17 protein-coding genes are annotated in these 20189 nt (G+C 36.0%); 10 read left to right on the top strand and 7 right to left on the bottom strand.

The features are described 5' to 3' along the window. The first annotated feature begins 69 nt into the window (after positions 1-69). Complete coding sequence (locus ACZZZW_RS15950; protein ID WP_463494851.1) at positions 70-1923, top strand: OmpA family protein; 1854 nt, start codon at positions 70-72, stop codon at positions 1921-1923. Positions 1924-2025: 102 nt separating this feature from the next. Beyond that, complete coding sequence (locus ACZZZW_RS15945) at positions 2026-2442, top strand: DUF6526 family protein (RefSeq protein ID WP_463494849.1); 417 nt, start codon at positions 2026-2028, stop codon at positions 2440-2442. A 55-nt stretch (positions 2443-2497) separates the two neighbouring features. On the opposite strand, the gene ACZZZW_RS15940 is transcribed toward ACZZZW_RS15945, so the two are convergent. From ACZZZW_RS15940 to recQ, 3 genes are read right to left on the bottom strand one after another with little or no spacing between them, the layout of a single operon-like run. Beyond that, entirely contained in the window at positions 2498-3214 is a 717-nt protein-coding gene (locus tag ACZZZW_RS15940; RefSeq protein WP_463494847.1) for a YqjF family protein, read from the bottom strand. A 2-nt stretch (positions 3215-3216) separates the two neighbouring features. Continuing rightward, a complete protein-coding gene (gene kdsA, locus ACZZZW_RS15935) occupies positions 3217-4029 on the bottom strand; it encodes a 3-deoxy-8-phosphooctulonate synthase (protein ID WP_463494846.1) in 813 nt (270 codons plus the stop codon). A gap of 54 nt (positions 4030-4083) precedes the next feature. After that, a complete protein-coding gene (recQ, locus tag ACZZZW_RS15930) occupies positions 4084-6273 on the bottom strand; it encodes a DNA helicase RecQ (protein WP_055913931.1) in 2190 nt (729 codons plus the stop codon). Between the two features lie 91 nt (positions 6274-6364). On the opposite strand from recQ, the gene ACZZZW_RS15925 reads away from it, so the two are divergent. Beyond that, a complete protein-coding gene (locus ACZZZW_RS15925; protein WP_463494844.1) occupies positions 6365-7333 on the top strand; it encodes a KpsF/GutQ family sugar-phosphate isomerase in 969 nt (322 codons plus the stop codon). Between the two features lie 14 nt (positions 7334-7347). Then, the gene (locus ACZZZW_RS15920; RefSeq protein WP_055913938.1) at positions 7348-8439 is read left to right on the top strand and encodes a mannose-1-phosphate guanylyltransferase; all 1092 of its coding nucleotides are present in this window, start codon (positions 7348-7350) and stop codon (positions 8437-8439) included. A 238-nt stretch (positions 8440-8677) separates the two neighbouring features. On the opposite strand, the gene rlmB is transcribed toward ACZZZW_RS15920, so the two are convergent. Then, positions 8678-9445 carry a 23S rRNA (guanosine(2251)-2'-O)-methyltransferase RlmB gene (gene rlmB, locus ACZZZW_RS15915; protein ID WP_463494842.1) on the bottom strand — a complete coding sequence of 256 codons (768 nt, stop codon included), beginning with the start codon at positions 9443-9445 and terminating at the stop codon, positions 8678-8680. 200 nt (positions 9446-9645) lie between these two features. On the opposite strand from rlmB, the gene dnaB reads away from it, so the two are divergent. Continuing rightward, entirely contained in the window at positions 9646-11208 is a 1563-nt protein-coding gene (dnaB, locus tag ACZZZW_RS15910; protein WP_055913943.1) for a replicative DNA helicase, read from the top strand. 440 nt (positions 11209-11648) lie between these two features. Here the strand turns inward: dnaB and chrA are convergent, their stop codons facing one another. Both chrA and ACZZZW_RS15900 read right to left on the bottom strand, forming a co-directional pair. Next, a complete protein-coding gene (gene chrA, locus ACZZZW_RS15905; RefSeq protein WP_463494839.1) occupies positions 11649-12866 on the bottom strand; it encodes a chromate efflux transporter in 1218 nt (405 codons plus the stop codon). 35 nt (positions 12867-12901) lie between these two features. Next, positions 12902-13237: a tetratricopeptide repeat protein gene (locus ACZZZW_RS15900; protein WP_463494837.1), complete on the bottom strand. Its 336-nt coding sequence runs from the start codon at positions 13235-13237 to the stop codon at positions 12902-12904. 131 nt (positions 13238-13368) lie between these two features. Between ACZZZW_RS15900 and ACZZZW_RS15895 the strand changes: the two genes are divergently transcribed. The 5 genes from ACZZZW_RS15895 to ACZZZW_RS15875 all read left to right on the top strand — a co-directional run bounded on the left by ACZZZW_RS15895 (position 13369) and on the right by ACZZZW_RS15875 (position 18587). Further along, positions 13369-14106 (top strand): electron transfer flavoprotein subunit beta/FixA family protein, encoded by a 738-nt coding sequence (locus ACZZZW_RS15895; RefSeq protein WP_055913952.1) that lies wholly within the window; start codon positions 13369-13371, stop codon positions 14104-14106. Positions 14107-14199: 93 nt separating this feature from the next. After that, on the top strand, positions 14200-15168 hold the full coding sequence (locus ACZZZW_RS15890; RefSeq protein ID WP_463494835.1) for an electron transfer flavoprotein subunit alpha/FixB family protein: 969 nt from the start codon (positions 14200-14202) through the stop codon (positions 15166-15168). Positions 15169-15274: 106 nt separating this feature from the next. Continuing rightward, positions 15275-15889 (top strand): bifunctional nuclease family protein, encoded by a 615-nt coding sequence (locus tag ACZZZW_RS15885; RefSeq protein WP_055913958.1) that lies wholly within the window; start codon positions 15275-15277, stop codon positions 15887-15889. 182 nt (positions 15890-16071) lie between these two features. Then, positions 16072-17451 (top strand): nucleoside permease, encoded by a 1380-nt coding sequence (locus tag ACZZZW_RS15880; protein ID WP_463494833.1) that lies wholly within the window; start codon positions 16072-16074, stop codon positions 17449-17451. 14 nt (positions 17452-17465) lie between these two features. Then, positions 17466-18587, top strand: a complete 1122-nt coding sequence (locus tag ACZZZW_RS15875; RefSeq protein ID WP_463494831.1) for a DUF3667 domain-containing protein — start codon at positions 17466-17468, stop codon at positions 18585-18587. 155 nt (positions 18588-18742) lie between these two features. Here ACZZZW_RS15875 and ACZZZW_RS15870 read toward each other — a convergent pair whose 3' ends face one another. Beyond that, complete coding sequence (locus ACZZZW_RS15870; RefSeq protein ID WP_055913968.1) at positions 18743-20032, bottom strand: citrate synthase; 1290 nt, start codon at positions 20030-20032, stop codon at positions 18743-18745. Between the last annotated feature and the right edge of the window lie 157 nt (positions 20033-20189).

Here is a 20189-nt window from a genome sequence, read left to right as displayed (position 1 = left end):
AATAATACATTAGCTTTATAACCAAATGTTAATGTAATGAAATTTCGTCTCTTCCTCATCTTTAGCATAATGAGCTTTTATTGCTTTGGGCAAAGCTCATCCAATAAAAAAGCACAATCTTTTTTCGAAAAAGAAGGTCCGCTGATTGAAAAACTCGATTATGCAGCGGCAGAAATGGCATTAAAAAGTGCGGTTGAGGCCGATCCATTGTTTCAGGGCGCTTACATTGCACTTGCTAATGTTCAAAAAGCACAAAAGAAATATCCTGATGCTAAAGCTGCTTATGAAAAAGCAATTCTGATCAATAAATCTGTAACTCCCGCAGTAATTTATGGCCTTGCTGAAATGGAATTTGCCACTCAGGATTATACAAAAGCAAAGCAACATTTTGTAGAATTTTTATCGTTGGATGCGTCTTCAGAAAAGGCGAAAAAATCAAAAAAATATCTTTTGGATTGTGATTTTGCACTTCCGGCAATTGCAAAACCTGTCAAATACAGTCCTGTAAATTTAGGTGAAGGTGTGAATACGGCTGATGCAGAATATTTTCCTGCATTAACTGCTGATGGAGAAACAATGGTTTTTACCCGTCAGATAAATGGAAATGAAGATTTTTGGACGGCTCAGCTCAAAAATAATAAATGGGAAACTGCTACTCCTTTATCTACTAAAATAAATACAGCACGTTACAATGAAGGCGCACAAACAATTTCACCTGACGGAAAATATTTGTTTTTTACAGGTTGTAACCGTCCAGATGGTTTAGGGCGATGTGATATTTATGTTTCACATCGTGAAGGAAAAGACTGGGGCGAACCTTACAATGTTGGTAAACCCGTTAATTCCGAATTTTGGGAGTCGCAGCCTGCAATCAGTCCAGATGGAAGAACTTTATATTTTATCAGCAACAGGCCCGGCGGATCCGGAGGTTATGATATTTGGAAAAGCACCATTACAGATGATGCCAAATCGGGACCGGCAATTAATTTAGGACCGGATATTAATACCGCTTTCGATGAAAATACGCCATTTATGCATGCTGATGGCAGAACCTTGTATTTCTCGTCTGACGGTTGGCCAGGTTTCGGAAATAAAGACATTTATTATAGCAGGCAGGAAATTGATGGCAAATGGCAAAAACCTATCAATATGGGTTATCCGATAAATTCTTTTGAAGATGAAAGCGGTTTAGTGGTCAGTGCTGATGGAAATTATGGTCTTTTTTCTTCCAATTTAAAAGGTGGATTTGGCATGCAGGATATTTACAGTTTTGGCATACCTGAGGCGGCAAAGCCTATGAAAGTTTCATACGTGAAAGGAATTGTTAGGGATAAGGATAGTAAAAAAACGATTGAAAGTAATGTACAGGTAGTTGACTTAAAAACCAATAAAACAGTTTTCGACGATTATACTGATCCCGAAACAGGTCAATTTCTCGCTGTAATGCCCGTTGGAAGTAATTATTTGTTTAATGTTAATGCCGAAGGTTACATGTTCTATTCTGAAAATTTTGAACTTAAGGCAGGCGATATCAATAAACCTTATCAGGTAGAGGTTTACATCGAAAAAATTAAGCAGGGTGGTAATGTAACCTTAAGAAACATCTTTTTCGATACCAATAAATTTAACCTTTTACCAGCTTCAATACGCGAATTGGATTTGTTGATTGAATTTCTACATCAAAATGAAAACATTCAAATCGAAATTCAAGGCTATACTGATAACGTTGGAGACGATAAGCTGAATGAAAAGTTATCATTTAACCGTGCAAATGCAGTTTACGAATACCTGATTAAAAATAGTATTGATGGAAAAAGGCTAACGTTTAAAGGTTTTGGAGCCAGTAAACCAATTGCCGACAATAAAACTGAACTTGGAAGAAAAAACAACCGTAGAACATCATTTGTGATTACTAAAATATAACAAACATATTTAAAATCAGAATTGAAGGTTTCAAGTCGGATTGATTAGATTGACATCAAGACCTTACTAGAAAACTCATATTAAAGATTAATTAAAATAACAATGTCTCAAGATTATAAAAATCATAAAAGGTTTTATCCATTATTTCATTTCTTCACAATACCGTTGGCTTTTTTAGCCTTAATTTTTACACTTTATTTGTGTAAAACCACTCAAAATCCATTTTTGTGTTTAATTTTCTTTGCATTTCTATTAATAACCATCGTAGCAATTATGGCGAGAACATTCGCATTAAAAGCACAAGATAGGGCAATACGTGCTGAAGAAAGTCTTCGTTATTTTATCCTTGCTCAAAAATCATTTCCCATCAGTATCAAATTGAGTCAGATTTTAGCTTTACGTTTTGCAAGTGATGAAGAGTTTTTAGCTTTGACAGATAGAGCTGTTTCAGAAAATTTATCTTCCGACGAAATAAAAAAAGCCATTAAAAATTGGCGTGGAGATTACCATAGAATATAATTTTGCTCCTAAATGCCCTTTTATTTTTTAGAAGTAGGAAAAAAGGTTTACAATCTTAAAACTTCTTCCCTTTCAACACCCTTATTTCCGAACCTTCTGCCAGCATTACCGAATCTGGTTTTGCATGGTTGAGGAAAGTAAAATCAGCTCCGTAATTAACGCCAAAATCAACATTTATTGTGTAATCTCTCACCGGGTAAGCTTCCCAGCGTGGGTGCTCAACGCCATATTCAGAGGTGCGGTTTAAACCTATTTTTGTGTAACCCCAATAATGTTCGGTAATAAATTCTTCCTCACTGTCTATTAAAATTTCCTTTGCTTCTGGATCTGCCGTGACTGAAAAGTTATGCCAATTTTTATTTTTCCAATAATAATTTACCTCCAACTGATGCTCTTGTTCAACCCAGAGATGTTTCATTGGCAATGTTTGGTAATTTTCTTTATAAAGTGTATTGGCAACAAAAGTAATTGCAGGTTTAGGCACAATTTCTTTTATAAATACCACTCCACGCTTCCAGATATTTCCCTCTTTAAACTTTACATAAAACCTCAGATTCACCTCTTCAAAATTGGTATGAAAAGGGATATTAAAACCACGCAGTTTAACATCAAGAAACATAAACCCTACTAAGCTGACATAATATTTGCCCTGCCAATCGTCGAGAACTGTATTTGGAGGTAGGTATTTTGAAAGTATTTCTTGCGGTACAGCGTACTGTGCCAAAGCAAGTTTGCGCCATTCGGCTGTGAGAAACACTTTGGAGTTATTCAAAATTATAGTATTGCTTGTCTGATTCTGATCAGCTTGGTTAATGTTTCTTCCAGTAAATCTAAATGCAACATGTTAGCCCCATCTGATTTTGCATTTGCAGGGTCAGGGTGTGTTTCGATAAATAAGCCATCCGCTCCTACTGCAATCGCAGCTTTTGCAATGGTGGATATCAATTCAGGTTTGCCACCTGTAACGCCGCTGCTTTGATTGGGTTGCTGTAAAGAATGGGTACAATCCATTACTACCGGAACGCCAAAACTCTGCATTTCTGGTAAACCACGGTAATCAACAATTAAATCCTGGTAACCAAAAGTATTGCCGCGATCTGTTAAAATAACTTTATTGTTTCCGGCTTCTTTTACTTTTTCTACAGCAAATTTCATCGAACCTGCCGATAGAAATTGCCCTTTTTTAACATTCACCACTTTTCCGGTTTCTGCGGCAGCAATTAATAAATCTGTTTGCCGACATAAAAACGCAGGAATCTGCAACACGTCTACGTAAGCAGCAGCCATTGCAGCCTCGCCACTTTCGTGGATATCGGTTACCGTTGGTACGCCAAATTCTCTGCCTATCCGCTCCAGGATACGTAAAGCCTTCTCATCGCCAATGCCAGTAAAAGAACTTCCTTTACTCCTGTTTGCTTTACGGTACGAGCCTTTAAAAATATATGGAATTTGAAGTTTATCAGTTATGGTAATAATTTTTTCAGCAATTTTCATCGCAATGTCTTCGCCTTCAATCGCGCATGGACCTGCCATTAAAAAGAAATTTCCTGAATCTGTATTTTTTAATTTATCTAAGTAGTTTAACATAGTTGAGATTTGAGAGGAGAGATTTGAGTTTTTCTCATGTCTCTCATCTAATTTTTAATTTCCTAGTTCTGACATGAATTTAATCCGCATCAGTTGAATTTCTTCACGGGTATAGTCGGTTTCACCCAGTTCATTAAGTGCTTCATCAATAGAATCACTTTCTGCAGCCCTGAAATAGTCAAAAACTTCATCCTGACGATCGTCATCAATTACTTCATCGATAAAATAGTTAAGATTAAGCTTTGTGCCAGAGTTTACAATAGACTCTACTTCTTTCAGAATTTCCTCGTAAGTAATGCCTTTTGAATCTGCAATATCTTCCAAACCAATTTGTCTGTCTATATTTTGGATAATGGAAACTTTCATCTGCGATTTATTCGCCTGGGTTTTAATAATCAGGTCGATAGGACGTTCGATATCATTATCTTCAACATATTTTTTGATTAATTCAAGAAAGGGATTGCCGAATTTCATCGCTTTTCCAGAACCTACACCAGAAATCTGACGAAGTTCTTCCATAGTAATCGGGTAATGCGTACACATTTCCTCTAAAGATGGATCTTGAAATACCACAAATGGGGGTACACTTTTCTGTTTGGCGATTTTTTTACGCAGATCTTTAAGTAACGAGAGCAGATGCGTATCTAATGCACCTGTACCTTGTTTTACATCGTCATCATCATCATCAGTGCCGCTTTCTATCGGTTCATTTAAGATGAATTTAAGGCTGTAAGGATTAACGATAAAATCTCTGCCTTGCTTTGTTAACTTTAATAAGCCGTAATTATCAATATCTTTATACAGGTAATTATTTAAAACAGCCTGGCGGATAATTGATTTCCACATCAGTTCGCCTTCTTCTTTTCCAATTCCAAATTCAGGAATTTTACTATGTTCGTAGGCGATGGTTTGAGCGGTTTCTAAACCCAAGAAAACGTTAAGCAAGTGAGCATCATCAAACTTTTCGCCCGATTTTTCGATAAATTTTAAAACAGTTGATAACTGACTTTCTGCATCGAATTGTTTTTTAGGCTTTTTGCAATTATCGCACATGCAATTACAACCCGTCTCATTAAAATTCTCACCGAAATAATGAAGGATTTGCTTACGTCGGCAAACGCCGGATTCGGCGTAATCGATTACTTCTTTTAATATTTGCGTGCCAATTTCGCGTTCAGAAACTGGTTTATCTTTCATAAACTTTGCCAGCTTATCTACATCCTTTTGGGCGTAAAAAGCAATACAAACACCTTCGCCTCCATCACGGCCTGCCCTACCTGTTTCCTGGTAATAACCTTCCATGCTCTTCGGTACATCATGGTGAATAACGAAACGGACATCTGGTTTATCAATGCCCATACCAAAGGCTATAGTAGCCACTATAACCTCCGCATCCTCCATTAAGAACCTGTCTTGGGTTTCTGCCCTCACTTTTGGATCTAAACCGGCGTGATAGGGCAATGCACTAATTCCGTTAAGATTTAGTGCTTCTGCAACTTCCTCTACCTTTTTACGGCTCAAGCAATAAATAATACCCGATTTGCCCGGATTAGACTTAATATATTTAATGATTTCTTTAGTAATATCTCTTTTCGGGCGGATTTCATAAAACAGGTTTGGTCTGTTAAATGAAGATTTAAACAAAGTCGCTTCCGTCATTCCAAGATTTTTCATGATATCCTGCTGCACTTTTGGTGTAGCAGTTGCGGTTAAAGCAATAATTGGAATATTGTTGCCTAAACCAGCAATAACTTGTTTAATCTTACGGTATTCCGGTCTAAAATCATGTCCCCATTCCGAGATACAATGTGCTTCATCAACTGCAACGAAAGAGATTTTAATCAGATTTAAAAATTCAATATTGTCTTGCTTCGCCAAAGATTCGGGCGCAACATACAATAACTTAGTCTGTCCGCTTAACAGATCAGATTTTACTTGGGTAATTTCAGATTTATTTAGAGATGAATTTAGAAAATGAGCAATACTGTCATTTCCACCAAAAGCCCTTAATTGGTCTACCTGGTTTTTCATCAATGCAATTAACGGAGAAATTACAATTGCCGTTCCCTCGCTCATTAAAGCGGGCAACTGATAGCAAATAGACTTCCCTCCGCCTGTTGGCATAATAACAAAAGTGTTATTGCCTTCTAAAATATTTGTAATGATCGACTCCTGATCACCCTTGAAATTATCAAACCCGAAGAAATTTTGTAGGTTATCAAATAACGACTTTTTCACGTCCATTTTGTGTAATAAAATATGCGATGCTATTTTTGTATCCAAAATAACATAATTTTACAAGAATTTCAAGTATTAACAGACAATTATTTTCTCTTTGAAAAGTAAAAAATCAATTATCCAATCGGCTGTAAGCACATTAGAGCTTGAAGCAGCGGCAATATTAAATGTTGCGAAGAATATTAATTACGATTTTGAAAAAGTCGTATCGAGCATTTTACATGGCAATGGACGGGTAATAGTTACGGGCATTGGAAAAAGTGCCATAATTGCACAAAAAATTGTGGCCACTTTTAATTCTACAGGTACACCGGCAATTTTTATGCATGCTGCAGATGCCATTCATGGTGATTTAGGAATGATCCAGACGGATGATATTGTTATTTGCCTATCTAAAAGTGGAAACACGCCCGAAATTAAAGTGTTGGTTCCCCTATTAAAAACGGCCAACAATCTTTTAATCGGAATGGTTGGCGAATTAAATTCTTTTTTAGCAGAACAGGCTGACCTAATTTTAAATACATCTTTCGAAAAAGAGGCTTGTCCGCATAATTTAGCCCCTACTACAAGTACTACTGCACAATTGGCCATGGGCGATGCATTGGCGATCTGCTTACTTGAGTGCAGGGAATTTAACGAATCTGATTTTGCCAAATTTCATCCAGGTGGATCATTGGGTAAAAAACTTTATTTAAAAGCAAGAGATTTAGCGCTTTCTAACGAAAAGCCTTCCATTAGCCCCTCTGCTCCGGTAAAAGATGTATTGATAGAAATTAGTAAAAACCGTTTGGGTGCTGTGGTTGTTGTTGATAACGAAAATAAAGTATTGGGCATAATTACAGACGGCGATATTAGAAGAATGTTGGAAAACAATAATTCCATTTCTGATTTAAAAGCCGAAGATATAATGGGGAGAACACCAAAAAGCATACAGTTTGATGCCCTGGCAGTTGAAGCATTAGACATTATTAAACAAAATAACATTACACAGTTGTTAGTTCTAGAACAAAATACTTACTTTGGCATTATTCATTTACACGATCTCCTTAATGAAGGCATAGTGTAATTTTTAAAATAAAAATGAACAAAAATTATTATGCATTAATTATGGCTGGCGGCGTAGGTAGCCGCTTTTGGCCAGTAAGCAGAACAGAATACCCAAAACAATTTATTGACTTTTTTGGTGTTGGAAAAACGCTGATTCAAAGTACCTACGAAAGATTTTTAAACATCTGCCCTCCTGAAAACATATTTATCGTTACAAACGAGATATATTCAGATCTAATTAAAGAGCAATTACCCCAGTTAACAGATAATCAAATTCTGGCTGAACCTTTAATGAGGAACACAGCACCTTGTGTGGCTTACGGTAGTTTAAAAATTGCGGAGTTGAATCCAAATGCCACTATTGTGGTTGCACCATCTGACCATACTATTGCCAATATTGACGGTTTCGTAGAATCTATTCAACAATCTTTAGAGGCAGCATCTAAAAACGATTGTTTAATCACACTGGGGATCAAACCAAATCGTCCTGATACTGGCTATGGTTACATACAACATACCGATTATGTACTTAATACGGATACCGACCTGCATAAGGTTAAAACTTTTACAGAAAAACCAAACCTCGAACTGGCAAAATCATTTTTACAAAGTGGCGATTTCCTATGGAATGCCGGTATATTTATTTGGTCGGCAAAATCAATTTTAAATGCTTTTGAAAAACACCTGCCTGATATGTATGAAATATTTAATGTTGGTAGGTCTGAATTAAATAATGCAGGTGAAAAAGAATTCATCAATAATGCTTATTTCCAATGCACAAATATTTCCATCGATTTTGGAATTATGGAAAAAGCCGAAAATGTTTATGTTTTACCTTCCGATTTTGGCTGGTCTGATTTAGGTACCTGGGCTTCTATTTATGAAATGGCCGAGAAAGATTATGTTGGTAATGCGGTTATTCCATCAGAGCAGGTAATCATGTTCGATTCATCAAATTGCATGGTAAACGTACCAAAAGATAAACTTGTTATTCTCCAGGGGCTTCATGATTATATTGTAGTTGAAAATAACAATATGCTGATGATTTGTCCACGCGATGAAGAGCAAAAAGTTAAAGAATTTGTTGCAGAAGTTAAATCCAGATTTGGAAATAAGTTTATATAATGCAAATAATTTAGGAACAAAAATGGATGATTAAACCTTGTTTAATCATCCATTTTTGTTTTAGACTATTTTTTTAAGATCTCAAATTATTTATTTTTTTTAAAAGATCCTGAAACAAGTTCAGGAAGACGAGTTTTTTAGGGGATGAAATTTTTCTGGAAGCCGAGTTTTCTGGTCGGATGAAATTTCAGGAAGACGAATCTTCGTGTTTTTATCACAAAAACCTGTATTATTTACATTAAACAGTTCTTTGTCTAACTGCTTCGTATAAAATTACACCGGCAGCAACCGAAACATTTAACGACTCAATTTTACCTGCCATTGGTATTTTGGCCAAGTGATCTGCAACCCTTAAAAGATCGTTTGATATCCCTTCATCTTCCGATCCCATCACAATTGCGGTTGGCATGGTATAATCCGGAGCATAAATAAAGTCGCTTGTTTTTTCGGTGCAGGCAACAATCTGTAAACCACTCTCTTGTAAAAACAAACAGGTTTTATGCAGATTAGCATGTCTGCAGATTGGAATACTGAATAAAGCACCAGCCGAGGTTTTTATGGCATCAGCATTAATTTGTGCAGCATTTTTTAAGGGTACAACAATGGCATGAACGCCAACACAGGCCGCGGTGCGCGCAATGGCACCCATATTACGTACATCGGTTACGCTATCTAAAACCAAAATTAGGGGTACCTCTCCTTTTTCAAAAACAGCAGGAACAATATCTTCAATATTTTGATAAGTTATAGGTGAAATTACCGCAATTACACCTTGGTGGTTTTTTTGCGACATGCGGTTCAGCTTCTCAATCGGAACTGAATTTAAAGGAATTAAGGTATCTTTTAAAAGTGCCTTTAGTTCTAAAAATAATTCACCACCCAGACCGCGTTGCTGATAAATTGTTTCAATATCTCTGCCTGCTTTAACGGCTTCTATTACGGCTCTAATGCCAAATACAAACTCATTATTCTCTTTTGCGCGTTGCGGTCTTCTAAAATTATCCATGTTTTGAAATTGTTAGGCAAAAGTATTCAAATAAATGTTTTAGCCCTAATCTATATTGATCCTTATTAACATTTAATTGTTTAAAATTTTTTTGATATTTTAAAATCCTATAATATTTAATCTGATTATGCTTCAATTTGTTAACAAACAGCTAGTAACTAATTCAAACAACCACGTCAAAATTTAATTACTTTTGTAGCATGAGTAGCGATAATGAACAAGGCGGAAAGAACAGTATGACTGCTAGAAAAAGCAGATTAAGCAATACGATTAGTTCACAGGGTAAAATCCCACCTCAGGCTTTAGACCTTGAGGAAGCTGTTTTAGGTGCATTAATGCTCGAAAAAGATGCCCTTTCGGCCGTAATCGACGTTTTAAAACCAGAAGTTTTTTATAATATTGCCCACCAAAAAATTTTTGAAGCGATCCATATTTTATTTCAGAAATCAAGACCGGTTGATATTTTGACCGTAACAGCCGAGCTTCGTACCTTAGGTTCGCTGGAAATTGTTGGTGGTGCTTATTACATTACTAATTTAACAAACCGTGTTGCCTCTGCAGCCAATATTGAGTTTCACGCCCGTATTATTTCTCAGAAATATATTCAGCGTGAGTTAATTCGGATCTCAACCGAAATTATCACAAATGCCTACGAAGACACAACTGATATTTTTGATTTATTGGATCAGGCAGAAAAAGGTCTTTTCGAAATTGCCCAGAATAATTTGCGTAGAGATACACAAAAGATGGACGATATCATTAAGCAATCTTTAGCTACCCTCGAAGAACTTCGTACCAAAACAGATGGTTTAACAGGTGTACCAACAGGTTTTACTGGGTTGGATCGGATTACCGGTGGATGGCAAAAGCAGGATTTGGTAATTATTGCAGCTCGTCCGGCGATGGGAAAAACAGCATTCGTACTAACGTGTGCAAGAAATGCAACCGTAGATTTTGCTAAACCAACCGTAGTATTCTCACTGGAGATGTCATCTGTACAGTTGGTGAATCGTTTAATTTCCGGTGAAGCAGAAATTGAGCAGGAAAAAATTAGAAAAGGAAATTTACAGGAGTGGGAATGGCAACAATTACACAGTAAAATAGGCCGTTTAACCGAAGCTCCCCTATTAATTGATGATACGCCTGCACTAAATATATTCGAATTCAGGGCAAAATGCCGGAGATTAAAGTCTCAATACGATATACAACTTGTAATTGTCGATTACTTGCAGTTAATGCATGGGAAAGGCGAAGGAAAAGGTGGTGGTAACCGCGAGCAGGAAATTGGTAGTATTTCGAGGGCATTAAAATCCGTTGCGAAAGAACTTGATGTTCCTGTATTGGCCCTATCGCAGTTAAGTCGTGCGGTAGAGAGCAGGCCAGGTTTACAAGGGAAACGACCAATGTTATCCGATTTACGTGAATCGGGATCCATTGAGCAGGATGCGGATATGGTATTGTTCCTTTACCGCCCCGAATACTATGGTATTACAGAAGATGAACAAGGAAGATCGCAGGCCGGTATTGGTGAGGTTATTATTGCAAAACACCGTAATGGTGAAACCGGAATTGTACCACTTAAATTCGTTGGTAAATTTGTGAAATTCGTCGATTTGGAAGATGATTTTAATGCACCGCCGAATTCATTTGCTGCAGATCCATCAGCAGGAATGTATCCATCTCAAGATTTTGAAAAACAAAGTAACGTAATTATCCGTCCTTCAAAAATGGACGATTACAGCGATGATGATCCTCCTTTTTAGTAGTTATTGTTAAGTTTTAGCTTTTTTGCCCTTTAATAATCTACAACTATATATTCTAAAATTTAAGGATCGTCATCTCAATTGAAGTGCAACGGAATGGAAAGATCTTTGAAGTAAACTATTAAAATTGAATTACCATAGATATAATCCATTAGCAGGGTCGTCATTCCCGCGTAGGCGGGAATCTTAAAGCGTTTGATTTCCTAGCTTTTTTTCCATTCCACAAGCTACAACGACTTATTCTACAATAAAAGAATCGTCATCTCGACTGAAGTGCAACGGAATGGAGAGATCTTTAAAGCAAACTATTAAAATCACATTTAAAGATTTCTCCACTACGGTCGAAATGACGATATCTTCATCGGAAAAGCATTAATAGCTGACAATATTAATCTTATCTGCTTTCCTGATGATTCATATTGTTAATTTAAAAAGCAATACTAAAACAAATACCCAATCAAAATTCCAGCAAGTACAATAATTGGCGGACTTACCTTAGTGAAATTAAGCAATAAAAATGTTGCCAGCATAATGCCTAAAAATACCCAGTTAAAGCCCATGGGGATTAACAACAATACAAATGCAGCAATTATAAAACCAACACTAACTGCATTTATTCCCGAAAGACTATGACGGATTCTTGAAATCTTTTTAAGATCGTCCCAAAAAGGAACAATAAACAAAACGAGGATCAATCCTGGTAAATTAATGCCGATTACGCCAATTAATCCACCTAAAATCTGTCCCCACATCCCATAACCGAAATTTTTCATGCTCAACGCCCCTAAATAGCTGGTAAATGAAAACGTAGGTCCAGGCAAAGCTTGTTGCAGTGCGAAACCAGATAAAAAGCCTGATGAAGGTAAATAGTGTTTCATTTCTACAAACTCTGTAAACATCAGTGGTACAAGTACTTGTCCGCCTCCAAAAACAAGTATTCCGTTACGGTAAAAATTTTCGAGCAAACGGATAGGTAAGCTGAAAGGAGAAGTACGGTTAATAATTGCACCCACCAAAGCAAATAACAACAAGGCACCAATAAAGTAAATTAGTTTTTTAGGGTTGATGTTTGAAAAAAGTTTAACCCTTAATTCCGTTTCTTCTTTTGGTGTTTCTATGGCAGATGAAATCATACCCCCGATTAATATAGATAATGGAAATACATAAGCATTTCTCAACACCAAAGTGGCAATAACTGAAGCTATGGCTAAAAATATAGAAACCTGGGATGATAAAACCTTTTTGCCTAGTTTCCAGGCACCATAAGCCACAATGCCCAATGCAATTGGCTGGATATATTCTAAAATATCATTAAACTTTTGCTTCTGATCGAGCAATGCATAACTTATGGCCGCAAAAGTCATAACAGCTGCAGTAGGTAAAATCCAGATGAGGAAAGTAATAATGGCGAGTTTCAGTTTCCCTACTTTCCAGGCTATACCCACCAAAGTTTGTGTAGAGGCTGGCCCTGGCAGTACTTGTGCAAGGGCATTAAGTTCCAAAAGTTCTTCCTCAGAAATAAACTTAGTGTTATGAACAAAATATTTAAGCAACAAGGCTAAATGGGCCTGCGCACCGCCAAAAGAAGTAAAGGTAAAAAAGACTACGTTTCTAATAAACAGCCACTGTTTTTTAGCGGCAATGGGTTTGGTCTGCATGGGTTCAAACTGAAAATTGATAACTGCAAATGGAATTAATCATCTTCGTAATCCAATCCTGCGGCAGAATTGTATGCACCCTGCAATTCTGAAAATGCATGCATATCTCTTTTATTTCTGGCTACCTGCATTCCCTTTTGATAAATTTCGATTGCTTTCTCTTTTTGATCGTCTTTTTCCAATAATTTGCCAAAATGATAGTAAGTTCCAACATAATCTGGATGTTTATCAGTTAACTGAAGGTAAAAAGAATAGGCTTTTTCCTTATCATTTTGAGCGTTATACTCTGTAGCTAAGGCATATAGTATAAATGGATCGTTAGGATCACTCTCTAAAAATTCTAATAACTTACTTAAACGGGTGGATGACATTTTAATTCCTTGCTTTTTTAATTAAATTTGCAGAAAGACCTTATATAATAATGATATCATATATGAACCGATCAACAACTAAACAATTACAGTTCTAGATCGTTCATAGCAATAAAAACCACTATTAACATATGAAAATATTAGTTTGTATCAGTAACGTGCCAGACACGACGACAAAAATAACTTTTACTAATGATAATACCGAATTCAATACGTCAGGAGTGCAATATATTGTTAATCCATACGATGAAATCGCTTTATCACGTGCAATTGAGTTAACTGAAGGTGGTAAGGGAACGGTAACGGTAATTAATGTTGGCGAAGCGGCTAACGATCCAACCATCAGGAAGGCACTCGCAATTGGTGCCGATGATGCGGTAAGGGTAAATGCTGTACCTAGAGATGCTTATTTTGTAGCGAAACAAATTGCAGAATACGCAAAAGATAAAGATTTTGACCTGATTTTAACTGGTCGCGAATCTATTGATTATAATGGTAACCAGGTTGCGGCTATGGTTGGCGAATTCTTAGACATTCCATCGGTTTCAATCATTAAGAAACTAGAAATTGATGGTGATGTTGCAACAATAGAAAGAGAAATTGAAGGCGGTAAAGAAGTTTTAACTGTTTCTGGCAAATTTGTTGCCAGTTGTGCAGAAGGTGTAGCGGAGCCAAAAATTCCGAATATGCGCGGAATCATGAGTGCCAGAACAAAACCTTTAAACGTTGTAGAAGCAGTTTCTATAGAAGAAGTAACCAAGGTAACCAAGTATGAAACCCCTGCCCCACGCGGAACTGTTAAGCTTATTGCTGCCGATCAAACCGAACAGTTAGTCAGCTTATTACACAGCGAAGCCAAGGTAATTTAGTTGGCAGCCAGGAGTTTTCAGTTAAAAAAGAGATAGTTAATCGAATTAATTTAATGTAAATTCCCATATAAGGGAATCTAGGGAATAAAATATATGTCAGTATTAGTATATGTAGAACAAGCTGAGGGCAAATTTAAGAAATCTGTTTTCGAAGCAGTATCTTATGCCAAAGCCATTGCCGATCAGCAATCAACTCATTTAACCGCTATTTCTATTGGTGATGTTGCAGAAACAGAATTAAAAGAACTAGGTAAATATGGTGCATCAAACGTTTTAAATGTAAGTACCGAGCAATTAAAAACTTTTGTAAATCAAGCGTATGCAAGTGTTATTGCTTCAGCAGCTGAAAAAGAAGGTGCTGATATCGTTGTTTTATCTAATTCATTCTCTGGTAAAGGTTTAGCTCCACGCATTGCAGTAAAACTTAAAGCTGGTTTAGCCGATGGTGCAGTTGAGTTGCCTAGCAATGATGGTAAATTTTCAGTTAAGAAAACCGCATTTTCAGGTAAAGCATTTGCCATCACTGAATTAACCTCTGCAAATAAAGTTATTGCCTTAAACCCAAATGCTTTTGGCATTAAAGAAAATGCAACTGATGCAACAATAGAGAACTTTACAGCTGATATTAAACAATCAGATCTGGGTACTGTTATTAAAGATATTGTAAGAGCAGCTGATAAGGTATCGTTACCTGATGCAGAATTAGTTGTATCAGCAGGCAGAGGGCTTAAAGGACCGGAAAACTGGGGAATGATTGAAGAATTAGCAGGTTTATTGGGTGCAGCTACCGCTTGTTCAAAACCAGTTTCGGATGCTGATTGGAGACCACATTCAGAGCACGTAGGACAAACAGGTATTTCAATCAGTCCTAATTTGTATATCGCCATTGGTATTTCAGGAGCAATCCAGCATTTAGCGGGTGTAAGTTCATCAAAAGTTATTGTAGTGATCAATAAAGATCCGGAAGCACCTTTCTTTAAAGTGGCAGATTATGGTATTGTTGGTGATGCTTTTGAAGTTGTACCAAAATTAATTGAAGCATTAAAAGCGCATAAGGGATAAAAATAAACCTTTAAATCTCGCAGTTTTTAAAATGGCGATAGCCTTCAATGAGTTAGAAAAAAGACTTATTAACCAGAATTAAACCTGCGAGGTTTGAAAAACAGATATGAAAAAAGTAAAATTAGATATTGTAGGTTTATCTTACAGCCAGACTCAATCTGGTGCTTATGCCCTTGTTTTAGGAGAAGTAAATGGACGTCGCCGGTTGCCAATCATCATTGGAGCCTTTGAAGCACAGGCCATTGCTATAGAAATTGAGAAAATGACTCCAAGTAGGCCATTAACACATGATTTATTTAAATCTATGGCCGATACTTTTCATATCAATATTCAGGAAATTATTATCTACAACCTCGTTGATGGTGTGTTTTATGCCAAACTGATTTGTAGCGATGGTAAAAATACACATGAAGTTGATGCCCGGACATCTGATGCAATTGCTTTGGCAGTTCGCTTTAATGCCATGATTTATACCTACGAATTTATTTTGGCTTCCGCCGGAATCGTTATTGAAGGAAATGACTTTCTTTTTCTCGAAAATATGGATTCTATCGCCAAAGAGCCTGAAGCCGATAGTTTGCCAACCTCTACCAAACAACAAGGCTATGGTGACCTTACCTTAGAAGAACTTCAGCAAAAATTACAGGAAGCCATTGCTGATGAAGCTTATGAGAAAGCTGCACGCCTAAGAGATGAACTTAACAAACGCGGAACTTCTTAAACTGTCTAAAAAAGACATTTTCTACAAAATCCAATGAGATTTTTTCTAAAAATCACTAAATAAAAAGCCAAATCTCAAAATAGCCCAAATTGTTTAAAATAATTTGGGCTCATTTTGGATTATGATTCAAAATAGTTCTATATTCAGCTTTTACTTTCAATAAATCAAACTAAACTATTATTATGAACGTTAAGTTTCGCTTAACTATAATGAGTTTCATGCAATTCTTTGTGTGGGCTGCCTGGTTAATTACGATTGCAAATTACTGGTTTGGAACCAAACAATGGGATGGTGCAGATTTCGGAATCATCTTTTCTACAATGGGTATTGCTTCGTTATTTATGCCAACCATAACCGGTATTCTTGCCGATAAATGGATTAATGCAGAAAAACTTTACGCCATTTTACATATTCTATATGCTGCTACCATGTTTTATTTACCTCAGGTAGAAAATCCGCATACTTTCTTTTGGGTAATGCTGGTAGCCATGTGTTTCTATATGCCAACCATAGCATTAAGCAATTCGATTAGCTATACAACCTTAAAAAATGGCAATTTTGATGTAGTTAAGAACTTTCCTCCTATTCGCGTTTGGGGTACAGTAGGCTTTATTGCTGCCATGTGGCTTACCAATTTAACAGGAAATAAAGCAAGTGCAAATCAATTTTATATCGCCGGCATAAGTGCCTTATTTTTAGGTGTATATTCATTTACACTTCCGGCATGTAAGCCACTTAACTTAATTAGCGAGAAAAAAACATTTGCACAAAAACTCGGATTAGAATCTTTTAAATTATTTTCTGATTACAAAATGGCATTGTTTTTTATCTTTTCGATGTTTTTGGGTGCGGCTTTGCAATTAACCAATGCATATGGAGATGTATTTTTAGATGAATTTAAACTTTTTCCTGTTTTTGCAGAATCATTTGTAATTAAATATTCTACAATTATTTTATCCATCTCCCAGATCTCTGAGACATTGTTTATTCTGGCAATTCCATTTTTCTTAAAAAGATTTGGGATTAAATGGGTAATTGCAATCGCGATGTTTGCCTGGGTATTACGATTTGGCTTATTTGCATTAGGCGATCCTTCTACCAATTTATGGATGATCATTACTTCATGTATTGTATATGGTATGGCTTTCGATTTCTTTAATATTTCAGGTTCTTTGTTTGTAGAAACATCAACTACGCCTAAAAATCGATCATCAGCACAAGGTTTATTTATGATGATGACCAATGGTTTTGGTGCTGTATTTGGTAGCTTGGTATCTGGATGGATGATTAATAAATATTTCACCACCTATTACAGCAATATCGGTTCATTATCAAAATATGTTAAAAGCGAAGCAGACAATGTGCACCTGCTTAAATTTTTAAATAATAAAGGGATAAGTGTTTTACAAAATGGAGATTTAAGTCGCGCTTTGGACGTAAAAGACTGGCACAACATCTGGTTGTCTTTTACCATTTATGTACTGGTTATTGCAATAGTTTTTGTAATTATATTTAAACACAAACATACGCGAGCCGAAGTAGAAGCCATTAACCATTTATAAGATCGATTTATCCCATGTCAGCCGGTAAGTATAGAAAAGAACACAATTGCTTAAACTGCGGTTCGCACGTTGAGAAACATTATTGCAGTGATTGTGGCCAACCAAATTTAGAATTAAAAGAGAGTTTCTGGGGCTTTATAAGCCATAGTATTGCACATTATTTTCATTTCGACAATAAATTTTTTCAAACCCTCTCTCCTCTTTTAACTAAACCTGGGCAGGTTACACTTGATTACCTGGCTGGTAAAAGAGCCCGGTACATTAACCCGGTAAGCATGTATATTTTCGTATCGATTGTATACTTTCTCGTGGTTTATTCTCCAAAGCATGTAACAAAAGATTCTGATGAAAACCATGTCAATATTGTAAAGAAAAAAGACCGGAATGTTACCGATAGTGTAAAAAAAGCATTAAAACTGAGTGGAATCTCAAAAGAGATTGCTACTAAAGCAACAACTACAATAGATGAGGCCATTAAAAAGCAAGAATTTGTAAAGCTTGGTTTTGCTGATCAGGAAAAAGAACTGAGCAGATTACATGCAGAAAATGCAAAGTTAAAATCAGACTCACTTGCGGATATTATTGAAGAATACAATGATATCCATATCGAAAGGAATGATAGCACTTATGCTGCTTATTTATCCAGACAGAAGAAATTGCCGCTTTCTGAACAAGATGGTTGGTATGAGAAATTAATTAAAAAGAGAGCAATAACAATTGGCGAAAAATCGGAAGTAATTCAGGAAACTTTGGAACATAACCGGCCAAAACAATTTTTCTTGCTTATGCCATTATTGGCGTGGTTTATTATGCTCAATTTCAGGAAAAACCACATCTATTACCTTGATCACCTGATTTTTACCATTCATGGCATGATGGTTTACTTTATCGTGTCTATTTTTACTCAGCCCATCATGAAACATGTGTTTGGTGAAAGTTCTTTAATAAGTAATATTATTGAAATTGCAGTTACTGTATACTTATTCTGGTATATGTTTAAGGCACTTACAGTCTTCTACCAGCGTAAAACATGGAGTACAATTTTTAAAATATTCTGGATATTGATCCTTTATGCGGTTGCTTTCAAATTATCAGAAATGGTGATGATCAACCTGATTTATTATGTAGCTACATAAATTGTAATACTCATCAAATGTAACCATTGGATTTATTCAAGGCTCGATGAAGCAAGATGCTTAAATAAAATCAGCATGAGGATTGCTTGATAAAAAATAACACAAAAAAAACCACTCGAAATATCCGAGTGGTTTTTTTTATATGTTTTACAGTATTATTTTCTGTCTTTCAATTCAACAAATTCTCTATCCGTTTCGCCAACATAAATCTGACGGGGACGACCAATCGGTTCCTTGTTTTCATGCATTTCTTTCCATTGTGCAATCCATCCTGGTAAACGGCCTAGCGCAAAAAGAACAGTAAACATTTCTGAAGGGAAACCTAAAGCACGGTATATAATACCTGAATAGAAATCTACGTTTGGATATAATTTACGATCGATAAAATATTGATCAGTTAAAGCTGCTTCTTCTAATTTTTTAGCAATTTCTAAAATTGGATCATCGATACCTAAATTCTCTAAAATATCGTCACAAGCCTTTTTAATGATTTTTGCTCTTGGATCGAAGTTTTTGTAAACACGATGACCAAAGCCCATCATACGGAAAGGATCGTTTTTATCTTTTGCCTTTGCAATCCACTTTTCTGTATCACCACCGTCTGCTTTAATTAGTTCAAGCATATCGATAACAGCTTGGTTAGCACCGCCATGTAATGGCCCCCAAAGTGCAGCAATACCTGCAGCGATAGAAGCATATAAATTACAATCAGAAGAACCTACAATACGTACTGTAGAGGCTGAACAGTTTTGCTCGTGATCTGCATGCAGAATAAGCAATTTGTTCATCGCATTAACAACAATCGGATTTACATCATAATCCTCTGTACGTTGTCCAAATGTCATCCAAAGGAAATTGGTTACATAGTCATATTTATTTTTTGGATAAATAAGCGGATGACCTAATGATTTTTTATAAACAAAAGATACAATGGTAGGGAATTTAGCCAAAAGTTTAATAATGGTTAAATCCTGTTCTTCTGCAGTTTGATTTGGCTTTAAACACTCTGGATAAAAAGTAGATAAAGAGAAAATTAACGAGCCCAGTTGCCCCATTGGATGAGATCTTGATGGATAACCATCAAAAAATTTCTTCATATCCTCATGGATCAACGTATGCTTGCTGATATCAGCCTGTAAATCTTCCAATTGTTGTTGCGTAGGAAGATCACCATAAATGATCAGGTAAATTACTTCTAAGAAACTTGATTTTGCGGCAAGTTCTTCGATAGAATAACCTCTATATTTTAAAATGCCTTTTTCACCATCTAAAAAAGTGATTTTACTTTTTGTAGAACCAGTATTTTTAAAACCAGTATCTAAAGTTACAAAGCCCGTAAGATCTCTTAATTTTGAAATATCAATGGCTTTTTCATCTTCTGTTCCTGTTATTACTGGCAATTCTATTGTTTTACCATCAACTTTAATCTCTGCAATATCTGACATATTATTGTATTGTGTTTATAGCTTCTAAATTATATAAAAATTAATATACATGCATAACAAATCTGTTAAATTAATATGAATAATTGGTCAAAATGACGTAACAATCATGCTTAATTTAACGGCTTCTGCAATCTATTTTGACTTGATCTCTTCTGCA

The organism is Pedobacter sp. AC379 (assembly GCF_979258145.1).
The sequence above is the reverse complement of the archived record's forward strand: the minus strand, read 5'-3'. Positions and strand labels throughout refer to the sequence as shown.